The organism is Mesorhizobium sp. P3_A9 (assembly GCF_056402975.1).
Genome location: NZ_JBFUGJ010000108.1, coordinates 1 through 16,969, shown reverse-complemented (window position 1 = coordinate 16,969; position 16,969 = coordinate 1). Strand labels below are relative to the sequence as shown.

Genomic DNA, 16,969 nt, shown 5'->3' with positions numbered 1-16,969 from the left:
AGTTTTACCGCCGCCGGGCGGGAGCTCGGCATGACACAGGCCGCCGTTTCCTATGCCGTGCGCGGACTGGAAGAGCAGCTCGGCGCCAAGCTGTTCCAGCGCCGCCACCGACAAGTCGTCTTGACCGAGGCCGGCGAACGCTTCCACGCCGACGTCTCGCTCGGCCTTTCGCATATCCGCAAGTCGGCGGAGGATCTGCGCCTGCAGGCGACCGGCGGCCATGTCACGCTGGCCGCCTCGACCGCTTTTGGCTCGTTCTGGATGATGCCGCGCCTGCAGCAATTCCGCGACGAACTGCCTGGCGTTGATCTGCGCATCCAGACCGCCGACCGCGACCTCGACATCATCGCCGAGGGCATCCCGCTCGGCGTGCGCGGCGGCGTGCCGCGCGACTGGCCGGACTATCATTCGCTGTCGCTCTCTGACGAGGAGATCTTCCCGGTCGCAGGTCCCAACTATCTGGCGAAGTTTGGGCTGCCGAAGACTGTCGAGGAACTGGCAACGCACCGCCTCATCCATCTCGAGGAGCCCTACCGCGAGGCCCCGAACTGGGACGAATGGTTCGCGTCCGCAGGAACCAGCCTCCGTAATGCCGAGCGCGGGTTGCGCATCAATGACTATGCCTTGGTGATTCAGGCGGTCATGGAGGGACAAGGCATCTCGCTCGGCTGGCGGCATCTGGTCGAGCGCCTTGTGGCATCGGGACTTTTGGTGCCGGTGACGGATCATGTGCTGAGGACCGGCATCGGATTCCACGTCATCTGGCCGAAGAACCGCGAGCTCAGTGAGAATGCCCGCAAAGTAAGGGATTGGCTGGTGGCTCAGGCGTGAAAAAGTGATTGTATCCGAAAATCCCCTCTATCAGTAGTAGGTGTTCCAGGTTTAGTAATTGCATACTGGACGGGGGTAACGATGATCGCGAAACTCGGCGGCCATTTCGGCGTGGCTGTGTCTGGTCTGATTACTTTGTGTTGGTTGTTCTGGCCGTAATAGTCGTCAACCACCTAACAGGCTTCAACGTTTTTTCGTTCAGCTTCTGGGTGGTCATTCCGGCTGGGGCAGTGTTGACAGGGGTGGCTGCAGCCTCGGGCTACTATTTTGGCAGCCTGTTTTTTCACACCCGACCCACGTGATTTCTTCTCGTCCAAATTCTCATTGTGACCGCTGCGGCGCAATTGGTCATCTACTATGGCGAATATCGCTCGTTGGTTCTCGATGATGGCACGATGGCTTCTGATGCCATTGGTTTTTGGGATTATCTCGATACATATCTGAAATCGATGCATCTCAAGGCCGGACATGGCGGCCATATCGACACTGGCGAGGTTGGCAACTTTGGCTACTGGTTAGCAGTGATCGATTTTATCGGTTTCATCCTCGGAGGATTTTTCGTCTTTTTCATGCTGCAGGCCTATCCGACGTGCTGGAAATGCAGTCGATATTTCAGGAAAATAAGCAAGACGGGCCAGATGTTTCCTGATCATGAGCAGTTCGCGAAATATTACGACGCTCTTTTTCAGCACCCTGTCGACAGCAAGCCCTTCGCGGATTTGATGAAAGGCAACCCTAAGGTCCGCAAACCCACTTTGGACACGGTCTTGATAGGATCGGATCTTCTTGGCTGTGCGCATTGCAAGACGCAGCTTCTAACTCAAAAGGTTCAGATCCTGGGAAAGAAGGGGTGGAAGGATATCCCAAAGCTGACCCGGAACGTTCGGTTACCGGATGGCGTGGATCTGCGGCAAGTGGTTAAGACTAGCTGATTTGGGTGATCGTGGACGGTCCGATGCAATTAGCCTATCCGCAGCGGTCCCGAATCCGCCTATAGTGCGCCCATGCCCATTCGCCAGCTTTCCGAAACGATGATCAACCAGATCGCCGCCGGCGAAGTCATCGAGCGTCCGGCGAGCGTGGTCAAGGAACTGGTCGAGAACGCGCTCGATGCCGGCTCATCACGGGTCGAGGTCGTCACGGCAGGCGGCGGGCTGAACTTGATCCGCGTCACCGATGACGGCTCCGGCATCCCTGAACCGGAGCTTTCGCTGGCAATCGCACGCCATTGCACCTCCAAGCTCGTCGAGGATATCAACGACATCCGCTCGCTCGGCTTCCGCGGCGAAGCCCTGCCGTCGATCGGCTCTGTGTCGCGGCTGTCGATCCGGTCGCGCACAGCCTCCGGCGACAGCGCCGCCGAAATCGGCATCGAGGGCGGCCGCATCTTGCCTGTCCGGCCGGCGGCCGCCAACCGCGGCACCACCGTCGAAGTGCGCGACCTGTTTTTCGCCACGCCGGCACGGCTCAAATTCATGAAGGGCGAGCGCGCCGAAAGCTCGGCGACCAGCGATGTCGTCAAGCGCATTGCCATCGCCTTCCCTTCCGTGCGGTTCACGCTGGCCGGCTCTGACCGCTCGACGCTGGAATTGCCGGCGACCGACGACAGTCCGGAAGGCAGCCTGCGCCGCGTCGCCCAGGTGATGGGGGCCGAGTTTCCGGACAATTCCATCGCCATCGACGCGATGCGCGAGGGCGTGCGTCTGACCGGCCATGTGTCGATCCCGTCCTTCACCCGCGCCAACGCGCTGCAGCAATATGCCTATGTCAACGGCCGGCCGGTGCGAGACAAGCTGATCGCCGGCGCCATTCGCGGCGCCTTCGCCGATGTCCTGCCGCGCGACCGACATGCGGTGACGGTGCTGTTTCTTTCGCTCGATCCGGCCATTGTCGACGTCAATGTCCACCCGGCCAAGGCTGATGTGCGCTTCCGCGATCCGGGCCTGGTGCGCGGGCTGATCGTCGGCGCCATCCGGCAGGCATTGGCCGATGCCGGCATCCGTTCAGCCACCACGGGCGCCGCCGGCATGATGGCGGCGTTCCGGCCGGGTGCGCCATCCTATGGTCACAGCGGCCCGGCCAACGGCCATCGCAGCTATGACGCGGCCTATCGCCCGTCCGGTTCAGCCGGCTTCGACCCCGCGCGCTCGCCGCAGCGGCCGCTCGACATGCAATTCGAGGGCCCGGGCTTTGAACGCGCCACCACGAGAAACAGCGGGTTTGGTGAGCCCGACCAGCCAGCCTTCGATGCCAGCCCGCTTGCCAGCGCCGATGCGCGCGCCAGCCAGGATATGCCGGCCGAGACGCTGCTCGGTGCGGTGTTGGGTGCGGCGCGCGCCCAAGTGCACGAAAACTACATCGTTGCCCAGACCAGGGATTCGCTCGTTATCGTCGACCAGCATGCGGCGCACGAGCGGCTGGTTTACGAAGCCCTGAAGAACGCGCTGCACTCGCGGCCCGTCCCCTCGCAGATGCTGCTCCTGCCTGAGATCATCGACCTGCCGGAAGAGGACGCCGAGCGGCTCGCCATGCATTCCGAAACGCTCGCCCGCTTCGGCCTCGGCATCGAGCGTTTCGGCCCGGGCGCTGTCGCCGTGCGCGAGACGCCGTCGATGCTGGGCGAGACCAATGTGCAGCAATTGGTGCGCGACCTCGCCGACGAGATCGCCGACAATGACACGGTCGAGACRCTGAAAGAGCGSCTGGACAAGATCGCSGCCACCATGGCCTGCCACGGCTCGGTGCGCTCCGGCCGGCTGCTCAAGGCCGAGGAGATGAACGCGCTGCTGCGCCAGATGGAGGCGACGCCGGGCTCCGGCACCTGCAACCATGGCCGCCCGACCTATATCGAGCTCAAGCTGGCAGATATCGAAAGGCTGTTCGGGCGGCGCTGAGCATTCTGTCCGACGGCAAGCAAGACGCCAACCAAGCCGCCTGGCGCTGCTGCGGACGCATAGAGGGAGAACTGTTACCCATTTAGCCGGCTCAACCTGTTACCATCTATCTATCGGCTGGACACTTTCTTCAGTCGGTATTTCCCGGTGGCACGATTGAAGACGTAGTCTTCCGAGTCGCCAGCGCCGCCGCCGCGAAAATTCACCGAAATGATGTCCTTGCCTGCCTCGGTCCATTTCTGGACGTTCATGTAGATGGGCGTCATCAGCATGCCGGCATTGCAGTCATCGTCCTTGAAGGTGATCGTCTGAACGATCTTGCCGCTGCTCTTTTTGATGACCTGCATTTTCGTCATGCAGAAGCCGGCGCTGGTGTTCGCGTAAACGCCGGCGAACCTGTCGGCGGCTGTCTCTGCCCAGAAGGGAATCTCGACGGTGCCGACGATCTTTGCGTCGCCGGTGTCATCGAGGCTCGCGACCTTCTTGAGAATAATGGGCAATCTGTCGGCGCCCATGCTCAAGCTTCCCGTCGCGCCGCCTGCGTTGAAATCGAGGACGATCGGGCATCCGGCGGTGTCGACTGGCGTCTTTGATCCCATCACCAAGACCCGGTAGAATTCCTTGTCGTCCGCGATCTCGCAAAGCGAGACTTTGGTGCCGGTGACGGTGCCATACAGGGCGATCGGCCTCTGCTTTGCGTCGCGGAAGTAGCTTCCTTCGACGGTAATGCCGCTGCCGAAACTGTCATATCTCTGCAGCGACAAATGGACCGGATCAGCCCCGATGGTCCCTGCGTAATTTTCGACCTGATACCAGCCGGCGACGGCTTCCCCGGTCAGCAACAAAACGCAAAAGAGCGCCGATATGAGCAGTTTTCCCATTCCGTCCCCCAGTGAAAGCAGCTCACCATAACGGCCCTTCCTCTGGGTGTCTGCATGCCGGCGGATACGGTTTCGGGTTTGACTCCGCAAACGCCTCCAACCTTCTGTTTTACCTCTTCAAATTCACCACCATGACGCCGCCGAGCGCCAGYGCKCCSCCGAGGATGCCAAGCAGSGTCGGSAYYTCGCCCAGCCAGAAGAAGCCGATCAGGGCRGACATKGGCGARACCAGGTAGAGGAAGTTCGAGGCGCGCGCTGCCGGCAGGCGCGACAAGGCCGTCGCCCAGGCGGCATAGGCGATCAGGCTCGGTACGATGCCCAGAAAGATGACGGCGCCGAGGCCGGCTGTGTTGGCGACCGCTGCCTGYGCAAAGCCGCTYGGCAGRAACGGCGACAGGCAAAGTGCGCCRAGGATCATGTTCGAGGCCGAGATGGTCAGCGGGTGATGGCGAGCAAAGAGCGGCTTCTGGACGATGGTGTTGACGGCCGAGCAGAGCGCGGAGCCAAGAACCAGCAGCGCACCGGTATTGAAGTGCAGGCCGTTGCCGTCGGCCACGGCGATGATGCCGATGCCGGCGAAGGAAATGGCCGTGCCGGCCCAGGCCCAGCTTGAGAAGCGCTCGCCGAGCAATGCCATTGCCATGATGGCGGTGAAGATCGGGCTGACATTGATGATGAAGCCGGCGGCACCGGCCGAGACGGTCAGTTCGCCGAAGTTGAGCATAACGGTGTAGAGCGCGACGAAAATTGCCCCGCCAAAGACGAGGCGCCACACCTCGTCGAGCCTGGGCAGTGCCGGGCGCTTGACGGCAAGGAAGATCGCCGCCGGCACTGCGGCGATGGCAAAGCGCAGGGCGCCCAGTTCCAGCGGCCCGAAGGCGGCAAGGCCGGCGCGAATCGCGGGAAAGGCGGACGCCCAGCCGACCACCGTAAGCGCCACGGCGATGGCGGCCGTGGTATCCATGCGCTGTGTCTGATTCAACGTGCYCGTCATCGCGCTCATCTCACTGTCCTCGTGTTCTTCCGTCCTGAAAGCCACAAAACGCCTTTTCCCGCTTGTTGACAAACGACCAAATCGAGGATCACCTGTGACTATGGATCACAGCTCGGACACAATGGTGCCGCTCGAAACCCTGCGCGCCTTCGATGCGGCGGCGCGCACGGGCAGCTTTTCGGCGGCGGCCGAAAAGCTCAACATCACCCATGGCGCCGTCAGCCGGCAGATCGCCAAGCTCGAGGACTGGCTGGGGTTGAAAGTGTTCGATCGCGGCGCGCGCGGCGTCTCGCTGACAATCGAAGGCAACCGGCTGCATCTGCGCACGGCGGAAGCCTTCGCGCTGATATCAAGCCATTCCGACCGCTGGGTCGAGCCGCGCGGCACSGCGGTGGTGCGGCTGACSTCGATCCCCTCGGTCAGCGGGCTTTGGCTGATGCCGCGCATGGCGGCACTGGAGAACAATCCTACCAARCTGCGCATYGTGCTYGATGTCGACATCCGCCAGGCCGACCTTGCYGAYGAAGGCATCGAYCTGTCGATCCGCTGCGGSCGYGGCGGYATTCCGGGCCGCGTYTCGGTAAAACTCTTCGAGGAGCATGTCTTTCCCGTCGCCTCACCGGAACTGGCACGCGAAATCGGCCGCGGCGACCCGGCCCGGCTGCTCAAATTTCCGCTGATCAACGATTCCGATGCTTCCGGCTGGCGCGCATGGTTCGCCGCGCAAGGCATGGACTATCGTCCGCGCCCGCAGGATCGGCGATTCGAGGACTATAATCTGGTGCTGGATGCTGCCGCCTATGGGCTCGGTATTGCCTTGGCGCGTCCGCCGCTGACCGGGCATCAGCTGCAGTCGGGCCGCATCACCGCGGTCGACGAGCGCACCGCGCTCAATCCGGTGTCCTATTGGCTCGATCGGCCGATGGGGCGGCCACGCACTGCCGCGGCCGACCTCGCCCGCCGCATCGCGCGGCAGGCCGGATTGGCGCCGGACAAGATCGAGGCGTTTGTCGAGGCCGAGCGCTAGGCCTCCTGGCCTATCCCGTCAGCCGATTCGACGTTCAGCGAAGCAACAGCAGAACGAAGCCGAACATCATGGTTGCCAACAAACCGGTCATGATCGAAACAAAGCCGATCTTCACCAGCAGGCGTTCGGGGTTCGGCGCCGCACCGTGGGATTGATTGGCAGCCCTTCGCCGTCCCGCCGGTGCATCCAGAGCGGGACTGCTGCGCGGGACGGGAGCCGGCGGCGGGATAAACGACAGCAGTGAGACCCCTGCGGCCCTGGCCGGTGCGTTGTCATTGGCCGTTGCCGCAGGTGGCACGAAGCCTCGCTGCGTTTCAGCTTCTGGTGCTGCTTTCCTCGCCACGACCGTTGCCAGTACCGCCTCGTCCCTCGCCTCAAGCTGGGCCTGATAGGCCTCGACGATGCCAGATGAAGCAATCTGCTGCGATTTGACGGCCATCGGCGTCGCGGGCATCGCCAACAAAGCGGGCGCCGTGCGTTGAGCCAACAGAGAGGGCACGGCGGGCTGGACCAGTTCCCTGACCAGCGCCGTCCTGACCGGATCGGCTTTCGCCAACGGCACGGGTTGCGGCGTCATCGCCTCCTTGAGCAAGGAAGCCAGGCGGGCGGAAGAAATATCCATCATGCCCCCGATTAAAGCGCTTTTCGCACCTGTCCTAGTGCCTCAGCATTGTCCGAGGCTTGTCACATGCTTGACCCGGCCGCAGATTTGTGGCGATGAAATCTGTATGACACTCGGCACCACCGCATGATGAACCGTTTCGAAGGCCCGGGCGGCAAAGAAGCCCGCATCCGCTATCTCGATGGCGATTTCCAGGTCACCAGCCCCGGCTCGTTCGTGCGCTGCGCCGTGACCGGGGAAAACATCCCCTTGGATGAGCTGAAATACTGGAGCGTCGCCAGGCAAGAGCCTTATGTGAACGCCACCGCTTCGCTGCGCCGCGAGATCGAGATGCATCCGGAGCTGCGCAAGCGGAGCTAGCTCTTGAGCTTGCGCTGACGCCAGGCATCCAACGTCTCGTGGATGATGCGTTCCGGCACATTGTCGAGTTCGAAAACCGTATCGATTTCCAGCACCTCGAGTTTGTCGAGAAAATCCTGCGGGGCGCCGTGGCGCAGCCGGGCAGCGTCCTTGGCCGTGGTGATGAGCCCGAGACCTTCGGCGCGCGCCGTCGTCGCCAGTTCGGCGAGCTCGTCCTCGGCATAGAAGTGATGGTCCGGAAAGGGTTTTGAGAGAACCACCTCACCGCCGGCCTCGCGCACCGTGTCGAAGAATTTGTCGGGATGGCCGATGCCGGCGAAGGCGAGGAACCGCTTGCCAGCAAGCCCCGTCTTGCTGCTTGGCTCCGTATGAGCCTCGAAGATCGGCCGGCCGGCGCGCGCCGCCTGCCGCACCACGGCGTCGGCGGCGGTGCCCTCGCCCATCTTCAACAGCCCGCTGGTGAAGACCAGCTGGTCGACGATCTTGGCCCGGAGCGGACCGCCCGGAATGACGCGACCATTGCCGATGCCGTAGCGGGCATCGACGACGACCAGCGCGTAATCGATATGGATGCGCGCGCTCTGAAAGCCATCATCCATGATCAGGAAATCGCAGCCGTGCTTTTCCAGCAGCAGCCGGGCGCCGGCGGCGCGGTTCGGTGTCACCGCAACGGGAGCGTGCTCGGCCAAAAGCAACGGCTCGTCACCGACATGTTTGGCGGCATCGTGATGGGCATCGACAACATGCGGCTCGGCGAAGGAGCCGCCATGGCCGCGCGACAGGAAACCGGGTTTGAGATGCATGCGCTTGGCCTGTTGCGCGAGCGCGATGGCCACCGGCGTCTTGCCGGTGCCGCCAACGGTGAAATTGCCGATGCACAGGACCGGCGCTTCGATCTTCTCGCGCCGCGCTCGCCGCATGCCGCGGCCGGCAACGAGCGCATAGACGGCCGACAGCGGCGACAGCGCCAGGACCTTCCAGTCCGGCTCTTCCCACCAGAATGGTGGTGCTTCGGAGGCCACGCTAGCGCCCGTTGGCGCCCTTCAGGCGCGACTTGACGACCAGCGGCTGGATGTAGGGTTCAAGCGATTTCAGCGTGCGCGCCAGAGCGCCGCGCATCTCGTCTACGGTCGCGATCCCCGCAGCCATCATCTCGTGGCGCGCCACTTCGTTGGTCAAAAGGAAGTTGACGGCGCCGGCCAGCATGTCGCGATCGCGCACCAGCTTGGCGCCGCCGCTGTCGATCAGACGCTGATAGGCTTCACGGAAATTCTGCACGTTGCGCCCGGCGAGAACCGCCGTGTCGAGCATGGCCGGCTCGAGCGGATTCTGGCCGCCCTCCGAGGTCAGCGAGCGGCCAACGAAGGCGATTTCGGTCAACCGGAGATAGAGCCCCATCTCGCCGATCGTATCGCCGAGCAGGATATCGGTGTCCGGTCCGATTCGGTCGCCCTTGCTGCGCCGCGCAACCTTCAGGCCCATGCCGGAAATCTGCGCGGCAAGGGCCTCGGCGCGATCGGGGTGGCGCGGAACGACGATCGTCAGCAGGCCGTGGTGACGCTTGTGCAGCGTCGCGTGGACTTCCGCAGCGACCACTTCCTCGCCGTCATGGGTGGAGATCGCCGCCCAGGTCGGACGGCCGCCGATCTGCCGCTGCAAGGTGGCCAGCGCCCGTTGGTCGACGGGCGGCGGATTGGTATCGACCTTGAGGTTGCCCGACACCGTGACCGGCCGGGCACCGAGCGCGCGAAAACGCTCGCCGTCGACATCGGACTGGGCAACGACATGGGCAAGGTTCTCGAACAACGCCTCGGCGATGTTGGCGCGCTTCTTCCACGAGGTGAACGAGCGGTCGGACAGCCTGCCGTTGACCAGCACCTGCGGCACGTGGCGCGCGCCAAGCTCGAGGATGGTCATAGGCCAGATCTCGGATTCGGCGATGATCGCCAGGTCCGGCCGCCAGTGATCGAGGAACCGGCTGACCGCCGGCTTCAGGTCGAGCGGCACATATTGGTGGATGATGCGGTCGCCGAGCCGCTCGTCGGCAACCTGGGCCGATGTCACGGTGCCGGTCGTCAAAACGATGTTGACGCCATAATCGAGAATGCTTTCGACCAGCGGCACGACGGCTATGGTCTCGCCGACGCTCGCGGCATGGATCCAGATAACCGGTCCTTCGGGGCGCGGGCGGCCGGCGACGCCATAGCGCTCGCGACGGCGGTTGCGGTCTTCCTTGCCSYGCGAGGTGCGCCAGGCAACGTACGGCCCGACCAGCGGATAGGCCGCGGCGCCGGCAAAACGGTATGCCGACAGCATGGCGCGCGCCCAGCGACCGCTCATCGCCGACCGTCCACAAGGCGGTCGGCCTCGGCCGTCGCGGCATTGAGCGCAGCGGTGATTTCCTGGCGCTTGCGTTCCATTTCGGCTTCGTCGGCACCGGCCGCCACGAAAATCGGTGAGCCTATAACGACAGCGGATCGGCCGAATGGCAGGTTGATGGTCGTCTTGTCCCAGCTCTTCTCCAGCACCTTGCGGCGGCTGGTGGTAATGGCTACAGGCAGCAGCGGCCGGCCCGAGAGACGCGCCAGCAGAACGATGCCAAGCCCTGCGTCGCGAGGCGTGCCGTGCGGAATGTCTGCGATCATGGCGACGTTCTTGCCAGCGGTGAGCGACTTTTTGAGGGCGATGAGGGCCTTGGCCCCACCCTTGTCGAGATGCCTGGCATTGTCACGTCCACCGGAACCGCGCACCGCCTCGATGCCGAATTTCTCCAGCATCAGCGCGTTGAGCTCGGCATCGGCGCTACGTGACACCATGGCGACCAGCGGTTTACGCTTGGGATAAAAGGCCGGCGTCAAAAGATGCTGGCCGTGCCACAGAGCAATGATACCGGGCTCGAACTCGGCATAGGCGCCGCCCGAAAAGCGCGCCGATCCGGCGACCAGGGGGCTGGTCAGGCGAACCAGGCGCACGAATTGCGCGAGCAGGCTGGCAATGGCGTTCTTGACGAATCGCGACTGCGCGAGTGGTTCGCGTATCTTGCGCCAAAAGGCCTTGGTCGCGCGGCTGCCGCCCCTGCCTGTAGGCGTGGCGTCGCTGGCTGGCCCTTTCGCCAGGTCATGCTCCATCGAATTCAACCGACGACCTTGCTGTCGGGATCCAGCAGACGGTGCAAATGAACGACGAAATAACGCATATGGGCATTGTCCACGCTGGCCTGCGCCTTGGCTTTCCACACCGTGTGCGCGGATTGATAATCCGGATAGACGCCGACAATGTCGAGCGCGTCGAGATCGCGGAACTCGGTGCCGCCAAGCTTCTTCAGTTCGCCGCCGAACACCAGGTGCAAAAGCTGTTTCTTTCCGTCTTCCGCGGCCATGTCGGTCCTTCACATATTGTGAGTTTGTGACAGGTCTAGACCAAAGCCGCCGACTTTGGAACCTGCGAATATGGTTTCACAGCCCGGCGATGACATCGACGAGCACCGCCAACAGCTCACCGCTGCCGGCGGCGAGCGCGCCGTGGCGGGTCACTTCGCCGGCATAGAGCGGCGCGCGGCCATGCGGGTCGAGCAGCTGGCCGCCGGCCTCGCGCAGGATGAGATCGGCTGCGGCGATGTCCCAGTCATGCGCGTTCGGCTTGACGAAGGTGGCGTCGAGCGTGCCGTTGGCGATCATTGCCAGGCGGTAGGCAAGCGAGGGGCTGTAAGGGGCCCGTGTCAGCCGTTTCTGCCAGTCGGCCGGCACCAGGTCGATCAGCTGCTTCAGTCCGGAAATCTCGGCATTCTCGCCAAGCGCGCGCACGCCAACGCGTTTGCCGTTGCGGAAGGCACCCTGGCCGGGCAGCGCCCAGTAGGTTTCGTCCATCGCCGGGCATTCGAGCACGCCGGCGAGCGTGCGGCCTTGTTCGACGACGGCAACGCTGACGCACCAGGTGCGCTGTCCCTCAAGGAAGCCACGTGTGCCGTCGATCGGATCGACGACGAAGGTGCGGCGGGCCGAAAGCCGCGCCGGATCGTCGACCGTTTCTTCCGACAGCCAGCCATAGTCCGGCCGCGCCGCGAGCAGGGTCTGGCGCAGATAGGCGTCGGCCGCATGATCGGCTTCGCTGACCGGCGAGGTGCCGCCCTTCATCCAGACTTGCGGGCTGTTGCCGAAGTAGCGCATGGCGATGAGGCCCGCCTCGCGGGCGGCGTCGCGCAGCAGCGGCAGATCCCCAAGGGCGCCAGAAGGGGCACCGGCAGTGGTCAGCTCATGCTCCGGCAAGAGTCATGCCTTCGATCAGGAGCGTTGGCGCGGCGGTGCCGAAATTGCGGTCGAGGTCGTTGGCCGGCACCATGTTGAGGAACATCGTCTTCAAATTCGAGGCGATGGTGACTTCGGCGACCGGATAGGCAAGTTCGCCATTCTCGATCCAGAAACCGGAGGCACCGCGGCTGTATTCGCCGGTCAACATGTCGACGCCCTGGCCGAACACTTCGGTGACGTAGAAGCCGGTCTTGAGCGACTTGATCAGATCCTCCGGCGAGCGCTCGCCCGGCTCGATGGCGAGATTGGTGGAGGACGGCGAAACGGACGAGCCGCTGCGCGATCCGCGCCCATTGGTGATCAATCCCAGTTCCCTTGCGGCTGAGGTCGACAGGAACCAATGGTTGAGCACACCCTTTTCGACCATCAGAAGCTTCTCGCCCTCGATGCCCTCGCCGTCGAACGGGCGCGTGGCCTGGCCACGCGGCCTGAGCGGTTCGTCGGTGACCGTGATCGCTGCTGCGGCCACCTGCTTGCCCATCATGTCGCGCAGGAACGACGTCTTGCGCGCGACGGACGCGCCATTGATGGCGCCGGCAATATGGCCGGCGATGCCGCGCGCCACGCGCGGATCGAAGACCACGTCGATCGGCCCGGTCGCCGCCTTGCGCGCGCCGATGCGGCGCACGGCGCGTTCGCCGGCCTTGCGGCCGATATCCCCGGGCGCATCGAGGTCGGCAAAGTGCCGGCGCGAGGAGAAGTCATAGTCGCGCTCCATGCCGGTGCCCTCGCCGGCGATGACGCTGGCGGAACGCGAAAAACCCGAACCGACATAATGACCGAGGAAGCCGTGCGAAGTGGCCAACACCATACCACCCAGCCCGGCACTGGCGCCGCTGCCGGCCGAATTGGTTACGCCCTTGACGGCAAGTGCCGCCGCTTCCGCCGCAAGGGCTGCTTCCTTCAACTGATCGGCCGACACTTCGGTGCCATCGAACAGGTCGAGATCGCGCGTCTGCCTTGCCAGCAACGCCGGATCGGCCAGCCCCTGATAGGGATCCTCAGGCGAGACTTTCGCCATGGCAACGGCGCGCTCGGCGAGCATCGCCGGGTCGGACGCGGCGGTGGCCGAGACGCTCGCCACTTTCTGGCCGACGAAGACGCGCAGCGAAACGTCCTCGGCTTCCGACGATTCGGTGGCCTCGACCTTGCCGAGCCGAACCGACACACTGGTGGAGCGGCCGCGCACGGCGACCGCATCGGCCGCATCGGCGCCGGCCTTTTTGGCGGCCTCGACCAGCGCCGCGACGCGGTCGGTCAGTTTTGCAGCGTCTGATATGTCGGCCATGCCTGTAATCCTGCTTGTCGCGGCCAGCTTGCGGCCGCGCCCACCCATCTATTGTTCCGGTCCGGCTTGTGCAATGGCACAGGCTTCAATCAAAATGCATCGTTATATGGTTCCTACCCAGAACCCTGTGACGCAAAATCAGTCCGCAGCCTGCACGGAGCATTCTCGATGACGCCCTTCCATCTCGCCTTCCCGGTCCGTGATCTCGATGAAACCCGAACTTTCTATGGCGAGGTGCTGGGCTGCGCGATTGGCCGCTCGTCGGCGACCTGGGTCGATTTCGATCTTTACGGCCACCAGATGTCGGCGCATTTGCGACCGCAGGCCGCGCAAGCCGCCAGCGACGGCAAGGTCGACGGCATTCTGGTGCCGATCCCGCATTTCGGCGCCGTGCTGTTGATGGACGACTGGCAGCGCCTGGCGACGCGGCTGGAAGCGCGCGACGACATCGACTGGCTGGAACGGCCGATGGTGCGCTTCAAGGGCGAGCCGGGCGAACAGGCGACGCTGTTCATCCGCGACCCCTCCGGCAACGCTTTGGAATTCAAGGGCTTTCGCTCGCTGGAACAGGTTTTCGCGCATTAAAGTGAGAAGACCGGCCGCAGGCGTGCCGTTCAGGTTGCCGCGACCGGTGTCCAGATCACATCCTCGATCTTCTGCGCGCCGGTCGCCAGCATCACCAGCCGGTCGAAGCCGAGCGCGATGCCGCTGGCCTGCGGCATGATGGCCAGCGCAGCCAGAAAATCCTCGTCCAGTGGATAGCGCTCGCCATAGATGCGCTCTTTTTCGTCCATCTCGAGGATGAAGCGCCGGCGCTGCTCGGCGGCATCGGTCAGCTCGCCAAAGCCATTGGCGAGYTCGACGCCGCAGCAATAGAGCTCGAAACGTTCGGCGACGCGCGCATCTCGCGGGCTCGGCCGGGCAAGTGCCGCCTCGGCGATCGGATATTCACACAGGATGGTGGCCCGGCCGAAGCCCAGATTGGGCTCGATCTTTTCCACCATCACCCGGCTGAACAGGTCGGCCCAGCTGTCGTCGGGCGCCGTGCGCAGGCCGGCTTGACCCAGCGCAGCGTAGAGCGCGTCCCGGTCGGTGCCGCCATCGGCGGCGACCGTGGCCAGGAGATCGATGCCGGCATGGCGGGTGAAGGCGTCGGCCACCGTCAGCCGCTCCGGCTCGGCGAACGGGTCGCAATCGCGACCCCGGAAGGAAAAGCGCGTGGCCTCTGCCTTCGTCGCGGCCAGCGCCAGCAGATCGGCACAATCGCGCATCAGGCTCTCATAGGTCTCGCCCACCCGGTACCATTCGAGCATGGTGAATTCGGGATGGTGCAAGGGCCCGCGCTCGCGGTTGCGCCAGACCGGGCCAAGACTAAAAATCCTGACTTCACCGGCGGCGAGCAGCTTCTTGCAGGCGAATTCCGGCGAGGTATGGAGATAAAGCGGCGACCGCGCGCCATCCGGACCGACCACCTCGGTGACAAAAGCCGCCAGATGCGCCTCATTGCCGGGCGAGATCTGCAGCGCCGCCGTTTCCACCTCGATGAAATCACGGCTGGCAAACCAGTCGCGCAGCGTGGCGGTGAGGCCATTGCGCAGCAGCAGGCGCGGGCGGCGGTCGGCGTGAACGTCAGGCGTCCACCAGGGCGAAGCGGCGGTCATGAGCGGATTGAAGGCGTGCTGGCGCGGCTTTGGGGCTGGCGGTTCGCGCCAAGATGCGCTACCAGCGCCGCACAAGCCGGCAAACGCCCGTCAACTCTCGCAGGATTTAAAACCGTGGTGAAAGTCATCGCCAGTTCGCTCCGCAAAGGCAATGTCGTCGACAAGGACGGCAAGCTTTATGTGATCCTCTTTGCCGAAAACATCCACCCAGGCAAGGGCACGCCGGTGACGCAGCTCGACATGCGCCGCATCGGCGACGGAGTGAAGGTGTCGGAGCGCTACCGCACGACCGAACAGGTCGAGCGCGCCTATGTCGAGGAGCGCGAGCACACCTTCCTCTACGCCGACGGCGAAGGCTATCACTTCATGAACCCGGAAACCTATGACCAGGTGGCGGTGTCGGAAGCCGTTGTCGGCGACGCGGCACCCTATCTGAAGGAAGGCATGCCGGTGCAGGTCTCGCAGTTCAACGGCATCGCGATTGCGCTGGTGCTGCCGCAGCGCGCCACTTTCGAAGTGGTCGAGACCGAGCCGACAACCAAGGGCCAGACAGCATCGTCCTCCTATAAGCCCGCCGTGCTCTCCAACGGCGTGCGCACCACAGTGCCGCCGCACATCGCGCCCGGCACCCGCGTGGTGGTGATGACGGCCGACGGGGCTTATGTGGAGCGTGCGAAGGACTGACGTCCGCGTCTGGCCGAAATCCTGCCGGCAGGGTCTTCCTGAAGTACGGAAGCGGGCCAAATACCCCTATTATGCCTGCGTTTTGCCCGGCCCACACATTGACATCCAGGTTGTCAGCAAGCACTCAATGATCCGGGCTTGGTGCTCCCTTGGATTGATCGGTGGTTACACAATTTCGATCCCGGAGCGTGATCTGATGGACACGATACGTGACCATGTGGATCGGCATGCGGGACAGAATTCGCAATCGTCGGCCCTYGTGGCCGCACGACGTTCGCCTCTCACCTATGAGGGGCTAGGACGTCATATCCGTTATGTCGGTGAGCGGCTTGCAGCGGAAGGCGTCGAGACTTCGGATCGGGTGGCTTCGCTGCTGCCACCCGGCGCGGAAGCTGCCGTGGCGATCGTGGCGATCGCAGCCAATGCGGCATACACGCCCCTGAATCCAGCCTGGTCCGAGCATGAACTTGGTCAGCAGCTCAACGCCTTGCGAGCCAAGGTGCTGATCGTGCCGGATGGCTGGCGATCGCCGGTGCTTGCCGTGGCAGCGTCGCTGAACATGCGCATCCTGCGACTGCACGCAAAAGCTGACGCGGCAGCCGGGCTGTTCTCGCTGACTGGTGACGGCGGAGCCGACGATCAGCCCGCAGCAACACGGAAGAAGGCACCTGCGCCAGACGATATCGCCCTGCTGTTGTTCACCTCGGGTACGTCGGCGCAAGCCAAGCTGGTACCGCTGACTCATCGAAATCTCTGCGTCTCGGCCCGGAATATCCACACAGTGWTGGGCCTCACCCAGGCCGACCGCTGCCTGGGTGTAATGCCATTGTTCCACATCCATGGCATCAGCGGCCTTCTGGCATCACTGGTTTCAGGCGGCAGCTACATCAGCATGGAGGGCTTCTCGGCCGACGCCTTTTTCGGCAATCTCGAGGAGTTCAGACCGAGCTGGTATTCGGCTTCACCGACCGTTCATCGGACTGTCCTCGATCAGATCCATCTCCATGCAGGAGATCCGCGCCAGAGCAGCTTGCGCTTCATTCGCTCGGCTTCGGCGCCAATGCCGGCACAGCTGATCCTGGATGTCGAAACCGCGTTTGGCGTGCCGTTCGTCGAAGCGTATGGCATGACCGAAGCAGGGCCGCAGATTGCGAGCAATCGGCTTCCGCCGTTCCAACGCAAACCTGGCTCCGTTGGCAAAGCCGCGGGTCCCGACATTGCCATCATGGATGAGAGCGGGGCGGTCCTGGCCGCCGGCGAGAATGGCGAAGTGGCCATTCGCGGGCCTGGCGTCATGCATGGCTATGATGGAGACCCCTCGGCCAACCAGACAGCCTTTGCCGATGGATGGCTGCGGACAGGCGACCGTGGCCATCTCGATGCCGACGGCTACCTGTTCATCTCCGGCCGCCTGAAGGAC

18 protein-coding genes are annotated in these 16,969 nt (G+C 63.8%); 8 read left to right on the top strand and 10 right to left on the bottom strand.

Annotation, left to right across the window (positions count from 1 at the left end; translation table 11 throughout):
* The 3 genes from AC1DX0_RS16715 to mutL all read left to right on the top strand — a co-directional run.
* Positions 1-831: LysR substrate-binding domain-containing protein (locus AC1DX0_RS16715; protein ID WP_477356124.1), on the top strand; the 831-nt coding region annotated here is incomplete at its 5' end.
* Between the two features lie 326 nt (positions 832-1,157).
* Entirely contained in the window at positions 1,158-1,763 is a 606-nt protein-coding gene (locus AC1DX0_RS16710; protein WP_477219165.1) for a hypothetical protein, read from the top strand.
* Between the two features lie 72 nt (positions 1,764-1,835).
* The gene (gene mutL, locus AC1DX0_RS16705) at positions 1,836-3,725 is read left to right on the top strand and encodes a DNA mismatch repair endonuclease MutL (protein WP_477219166.1); all 1,890 of its coding nucleotides are present in this window, start codon (positions 1,836-1,838) and stop codon (positions 3,723-3,725) included.
* A gap of 110 nt (positions 3,726-3,835) precedes the next feature.
* Here mutL and AC1DX0_RS16700 read toward each other — a convergent pair whose 3' ends face one another.
* Together AC1DX0_RS16700 and AC1DX0_RS16695 are read right to left on the bottom strand one after the other, a co-directional pair.
* Positions 3,836-4,606 (bottom strand): hypothetical protein, encoded by a 771-nt coding sequence (locus tag AC1DX0_RS16700; protein WP_477219167.1) that lies wholly within the window; start codon positions 4,604-4,606, stop codon positions 3,836-3,838.
* Between the two features lie 109 nt (positions 4,607-4,715).
* Positions 4,716-5,609, bottom strand: coding sequence for a DMT family transporter (locus AC1DX0_RS16695; RefSeq protein ID WP_477356121.1), 894 nt, complete (start codon positions 5,607-5,609; stop codon positions 4,716-4,718).
* A 91-nt stretch (positions 5,610-5,700) separates the two neighbouring features.
* Here AC1DX0_RS16695 and AC1DX0_RS16690 point away from each other — a divergent pair, with 91 nt between their 5' ends.
* Positions 5,701-6,627, top strand: a complete 927-nt coding sequence (locus tag AC1DX0_RS16690; protein ID WP_477219169.1) for a LysR substrate-binding domain-containing protein — start codon at positions 5,701-5,703, stop codon at positions 6,625-6,627.
* A 34-nt stretch (positions 6,628-6,661) separates the two neighbouring features.
* Here the strand turns inward: AC1DX0_RS16690 and AC1DX0_RS16685 are convergent, their stop codons facing one another.
* Entirely contained in the window at positions 6,662-7,249 is a 588-nt protein-coding gene (locus AC1DX0_RS16685; RefSeq protein WP_477219170.1) for a hypothetical protein, read from the bottom strand.
* Between the two features lie 126 nt (positions 7,250-7,375).
* Between AC1DX0_RS16685 and AC1DX0_RS16680 the strand changes: the two genes are divergently transcribed.
* Positions 7,376-7,609 (top strand): DUF2093 domain-containing protein, encoded by a 234-nt coding sequence (locus AC1DX0_RS16680; protein WP_095770527.1) that lies wholly within the window; start codon positions 7,376-7,378, stop codon positions 7,607-7,609.
* Here the strand turns inward: AC1DX0_RS16680 and lpxK are convergent.
* The 6 genes from lpxK to AC1DX0_RS16650 form a co-directional block, all read right to left on the bottom strand.
* On the bottom strand, positions 7,606-8,631 hold the full coding sequence (gene lpxK / locus AC1DX0_RS16675) for a tetraacyldisaccharide 4'-kinase (RefSeq protein WP_477219171.1): 1,026 nt from the start codon (positions 8,629-8,631) through the stop codon (positions 7,606-7,608). The two genes, AC1DX0_RS16680 and lpxK, sit on opposite strands and share 4 nt — an antisense overlap.
* Position 8,632: 1 nt before the next feature.
* Positions 8,633-9,949, bottom strand: coding sequence for a lipid IV(A) 3-deoxy-D-manno-octulosonic acid transferase (gene waaA, locus AC1DX0_RS16670; protein ID WP_477356118.1), 1,317 nt, complete (start codon positions 9,947-9,949; stop codon positions 8,633-8,635).
* Positions 9,946-10,737, bottom strand: a complete 792-nt coding sequence (locus tag AC1DX0_RS16665; protein WP_477219172.1) for a lysophospholipid acyltransferase family protein — start codon at positions 10,735-10,737, stop codon at positions 9,946-9,948. The genes waaA and AC1DX0_RS16665 overlap by 4 nt, the downstream gene beginning before the upstream one ends.
* Before the next feature lie 5 nt (positions 10,738-10,742).
* Positions 10,743-10,988, bottom strand: coding sequence for a DUF4170 domain-containing protein (locus AC1DX0_RS16660; RefSeq protein ID WP_477219173.1), 246 nt, complete (start codon positions 10,986-10,988; stop codon positions 10,743-10,745).
* Positions 10,989-11,064: 76 nt separating this feature from the next.
* Positions 11,065-11,874 carry a 3'(2'),5'-bisphosphate nucleotidase CysQ gene (locus AC1DX0_RS16655; protein ID WP_477219174.1) on the bottom strand — a complete coding sequence of 270 codons (810 nt, stop codon included), beginning with the start codon at positions 11,872-11,874 and terminating at the stop codon, positions 11,065-11,067.
* Positions 11,861-13,204, bottom strand: coding sequence for a TldD/PmbA family protein (locus tag AC1DX0_RS16650; RefSeq protein WP_477219175.1), 1,344 nt, complete (start codon positions 13,202-13,204; stop codon positions 11,861-11,863). Before AC1DX0_RS16650 ends, AC1DX0_RS16655 begins: the two co-directional genes overlap by 14 nt.
* Positions 13,205-13,372: 168 nt before the next feature.
* Here AC1DX0_RS16650 and AC1DX0_RS16645 point away from each other — a divergent pair, with 168 nt between their 5' ends.
* Complete coding sequence (locus AC1DX0_RS16645) at positions 13,373-13,789, top strand: VOC family protein (protein ID WP_027042200.1); 417 nt, start codon at positions 13,373-13,375, stop codon at positions 13,787-13,789.
* A gap of 29 nt (positions 13,790-13,818) precedes the next feature.
* Here AC1DX0_RS16645 and epmA read toward each other — a convergent pair whose 3' ends face one another.
* Positions 13,819-14,865 carry an EF-P lysine aminoacylase EpmA gene (gene epmA, locus AC1DX0_RS16640; RefSeq protein WP_477219176.1) on the bottom strand — a complete coding sequence of 349 codons (1,047 nt, stop codon included), beginning with the start codon at positions 14,863-14,865 and terminating at the stop codon, positions 13,819-13,821.
* A gap of 114 nt (positions 14,866-14,979) precedes the next feature.
* Between epmA and efp the strand changes: the two genes are divergently transcribed.
* Both efp and AC1DX0_RS16630 read left to right on the top strand, forming a co-directional pair.
* A complete protein-coding gene (efp, locus tag AC1DX0_RS16635) occupies positions 14,980-15,549 on the top strand; it encodes an elongation factor P (RefSeq protein ID WP_023782984.1) in 570 nt (189 codons plus the stop codon).
* A gap of 196 nt (positions 15,550-15,745) precedes the next feature.
* Positions 15,746-16,969: AMP-binding protein (locus AC1DX0_RS16630; protein WP_477356115.1), on the top strand; the 1,224-nt coding region annotated here is incomplete at its 3' end.

Coding starts and splice junctions, on each gene's coding strand:
- AC1DX0_RS16700 (WP_477219167.1), bottom strand. CDS start 4,606: ATGGGAAAACTGCTCATATCGGCGCTCTTTTGCGTTTTGTTGCTGACC.
- AC1DX0_RS16685 (WP_477219170.1), bottom strand. CDS start 7,249: ATGGATATTTCTTCCGCCCGCCTGGCTTCCTTGCTCAAGGAGGCGATG.
- AC1DX0_RS16680 (WP_095770527.1), top strand. CDS start 7,376: ATGATGAACCGTTTCGAAGGCCCGGGCGGCAAAGAAGCCCGCATCCGC.
- AC1DX0_RS16665 (WP_477219172.1), bottom strand. CDS start 10,737: ATGGAGCATGACCTGGCGAAAGGGCCAGCCAGCGACGCCACGCCTACA.
- AC1DX0_RS16660 (WP_477219173.1), bottom strand. CDS start 10,988: ATGGCCGCGGAAGACGGAAAGAAACAGCTTTTGCACCTGGTGTTCGGC.
- AC1DX0_RS16650 (WP_477219175.1), bottom strand. CDS start 13,204: ATGGCCGACATATCAGACGCTGCAAAACTGACCGACCGCGTCGCGGCG.
- AC1DX0_RS16645 (WP_027042200.1), top strand. CDS start 13,373: ATGACGCCCTTCCATCTCGCCTTCCCGGTCCGTGATCTCGATGAAACC.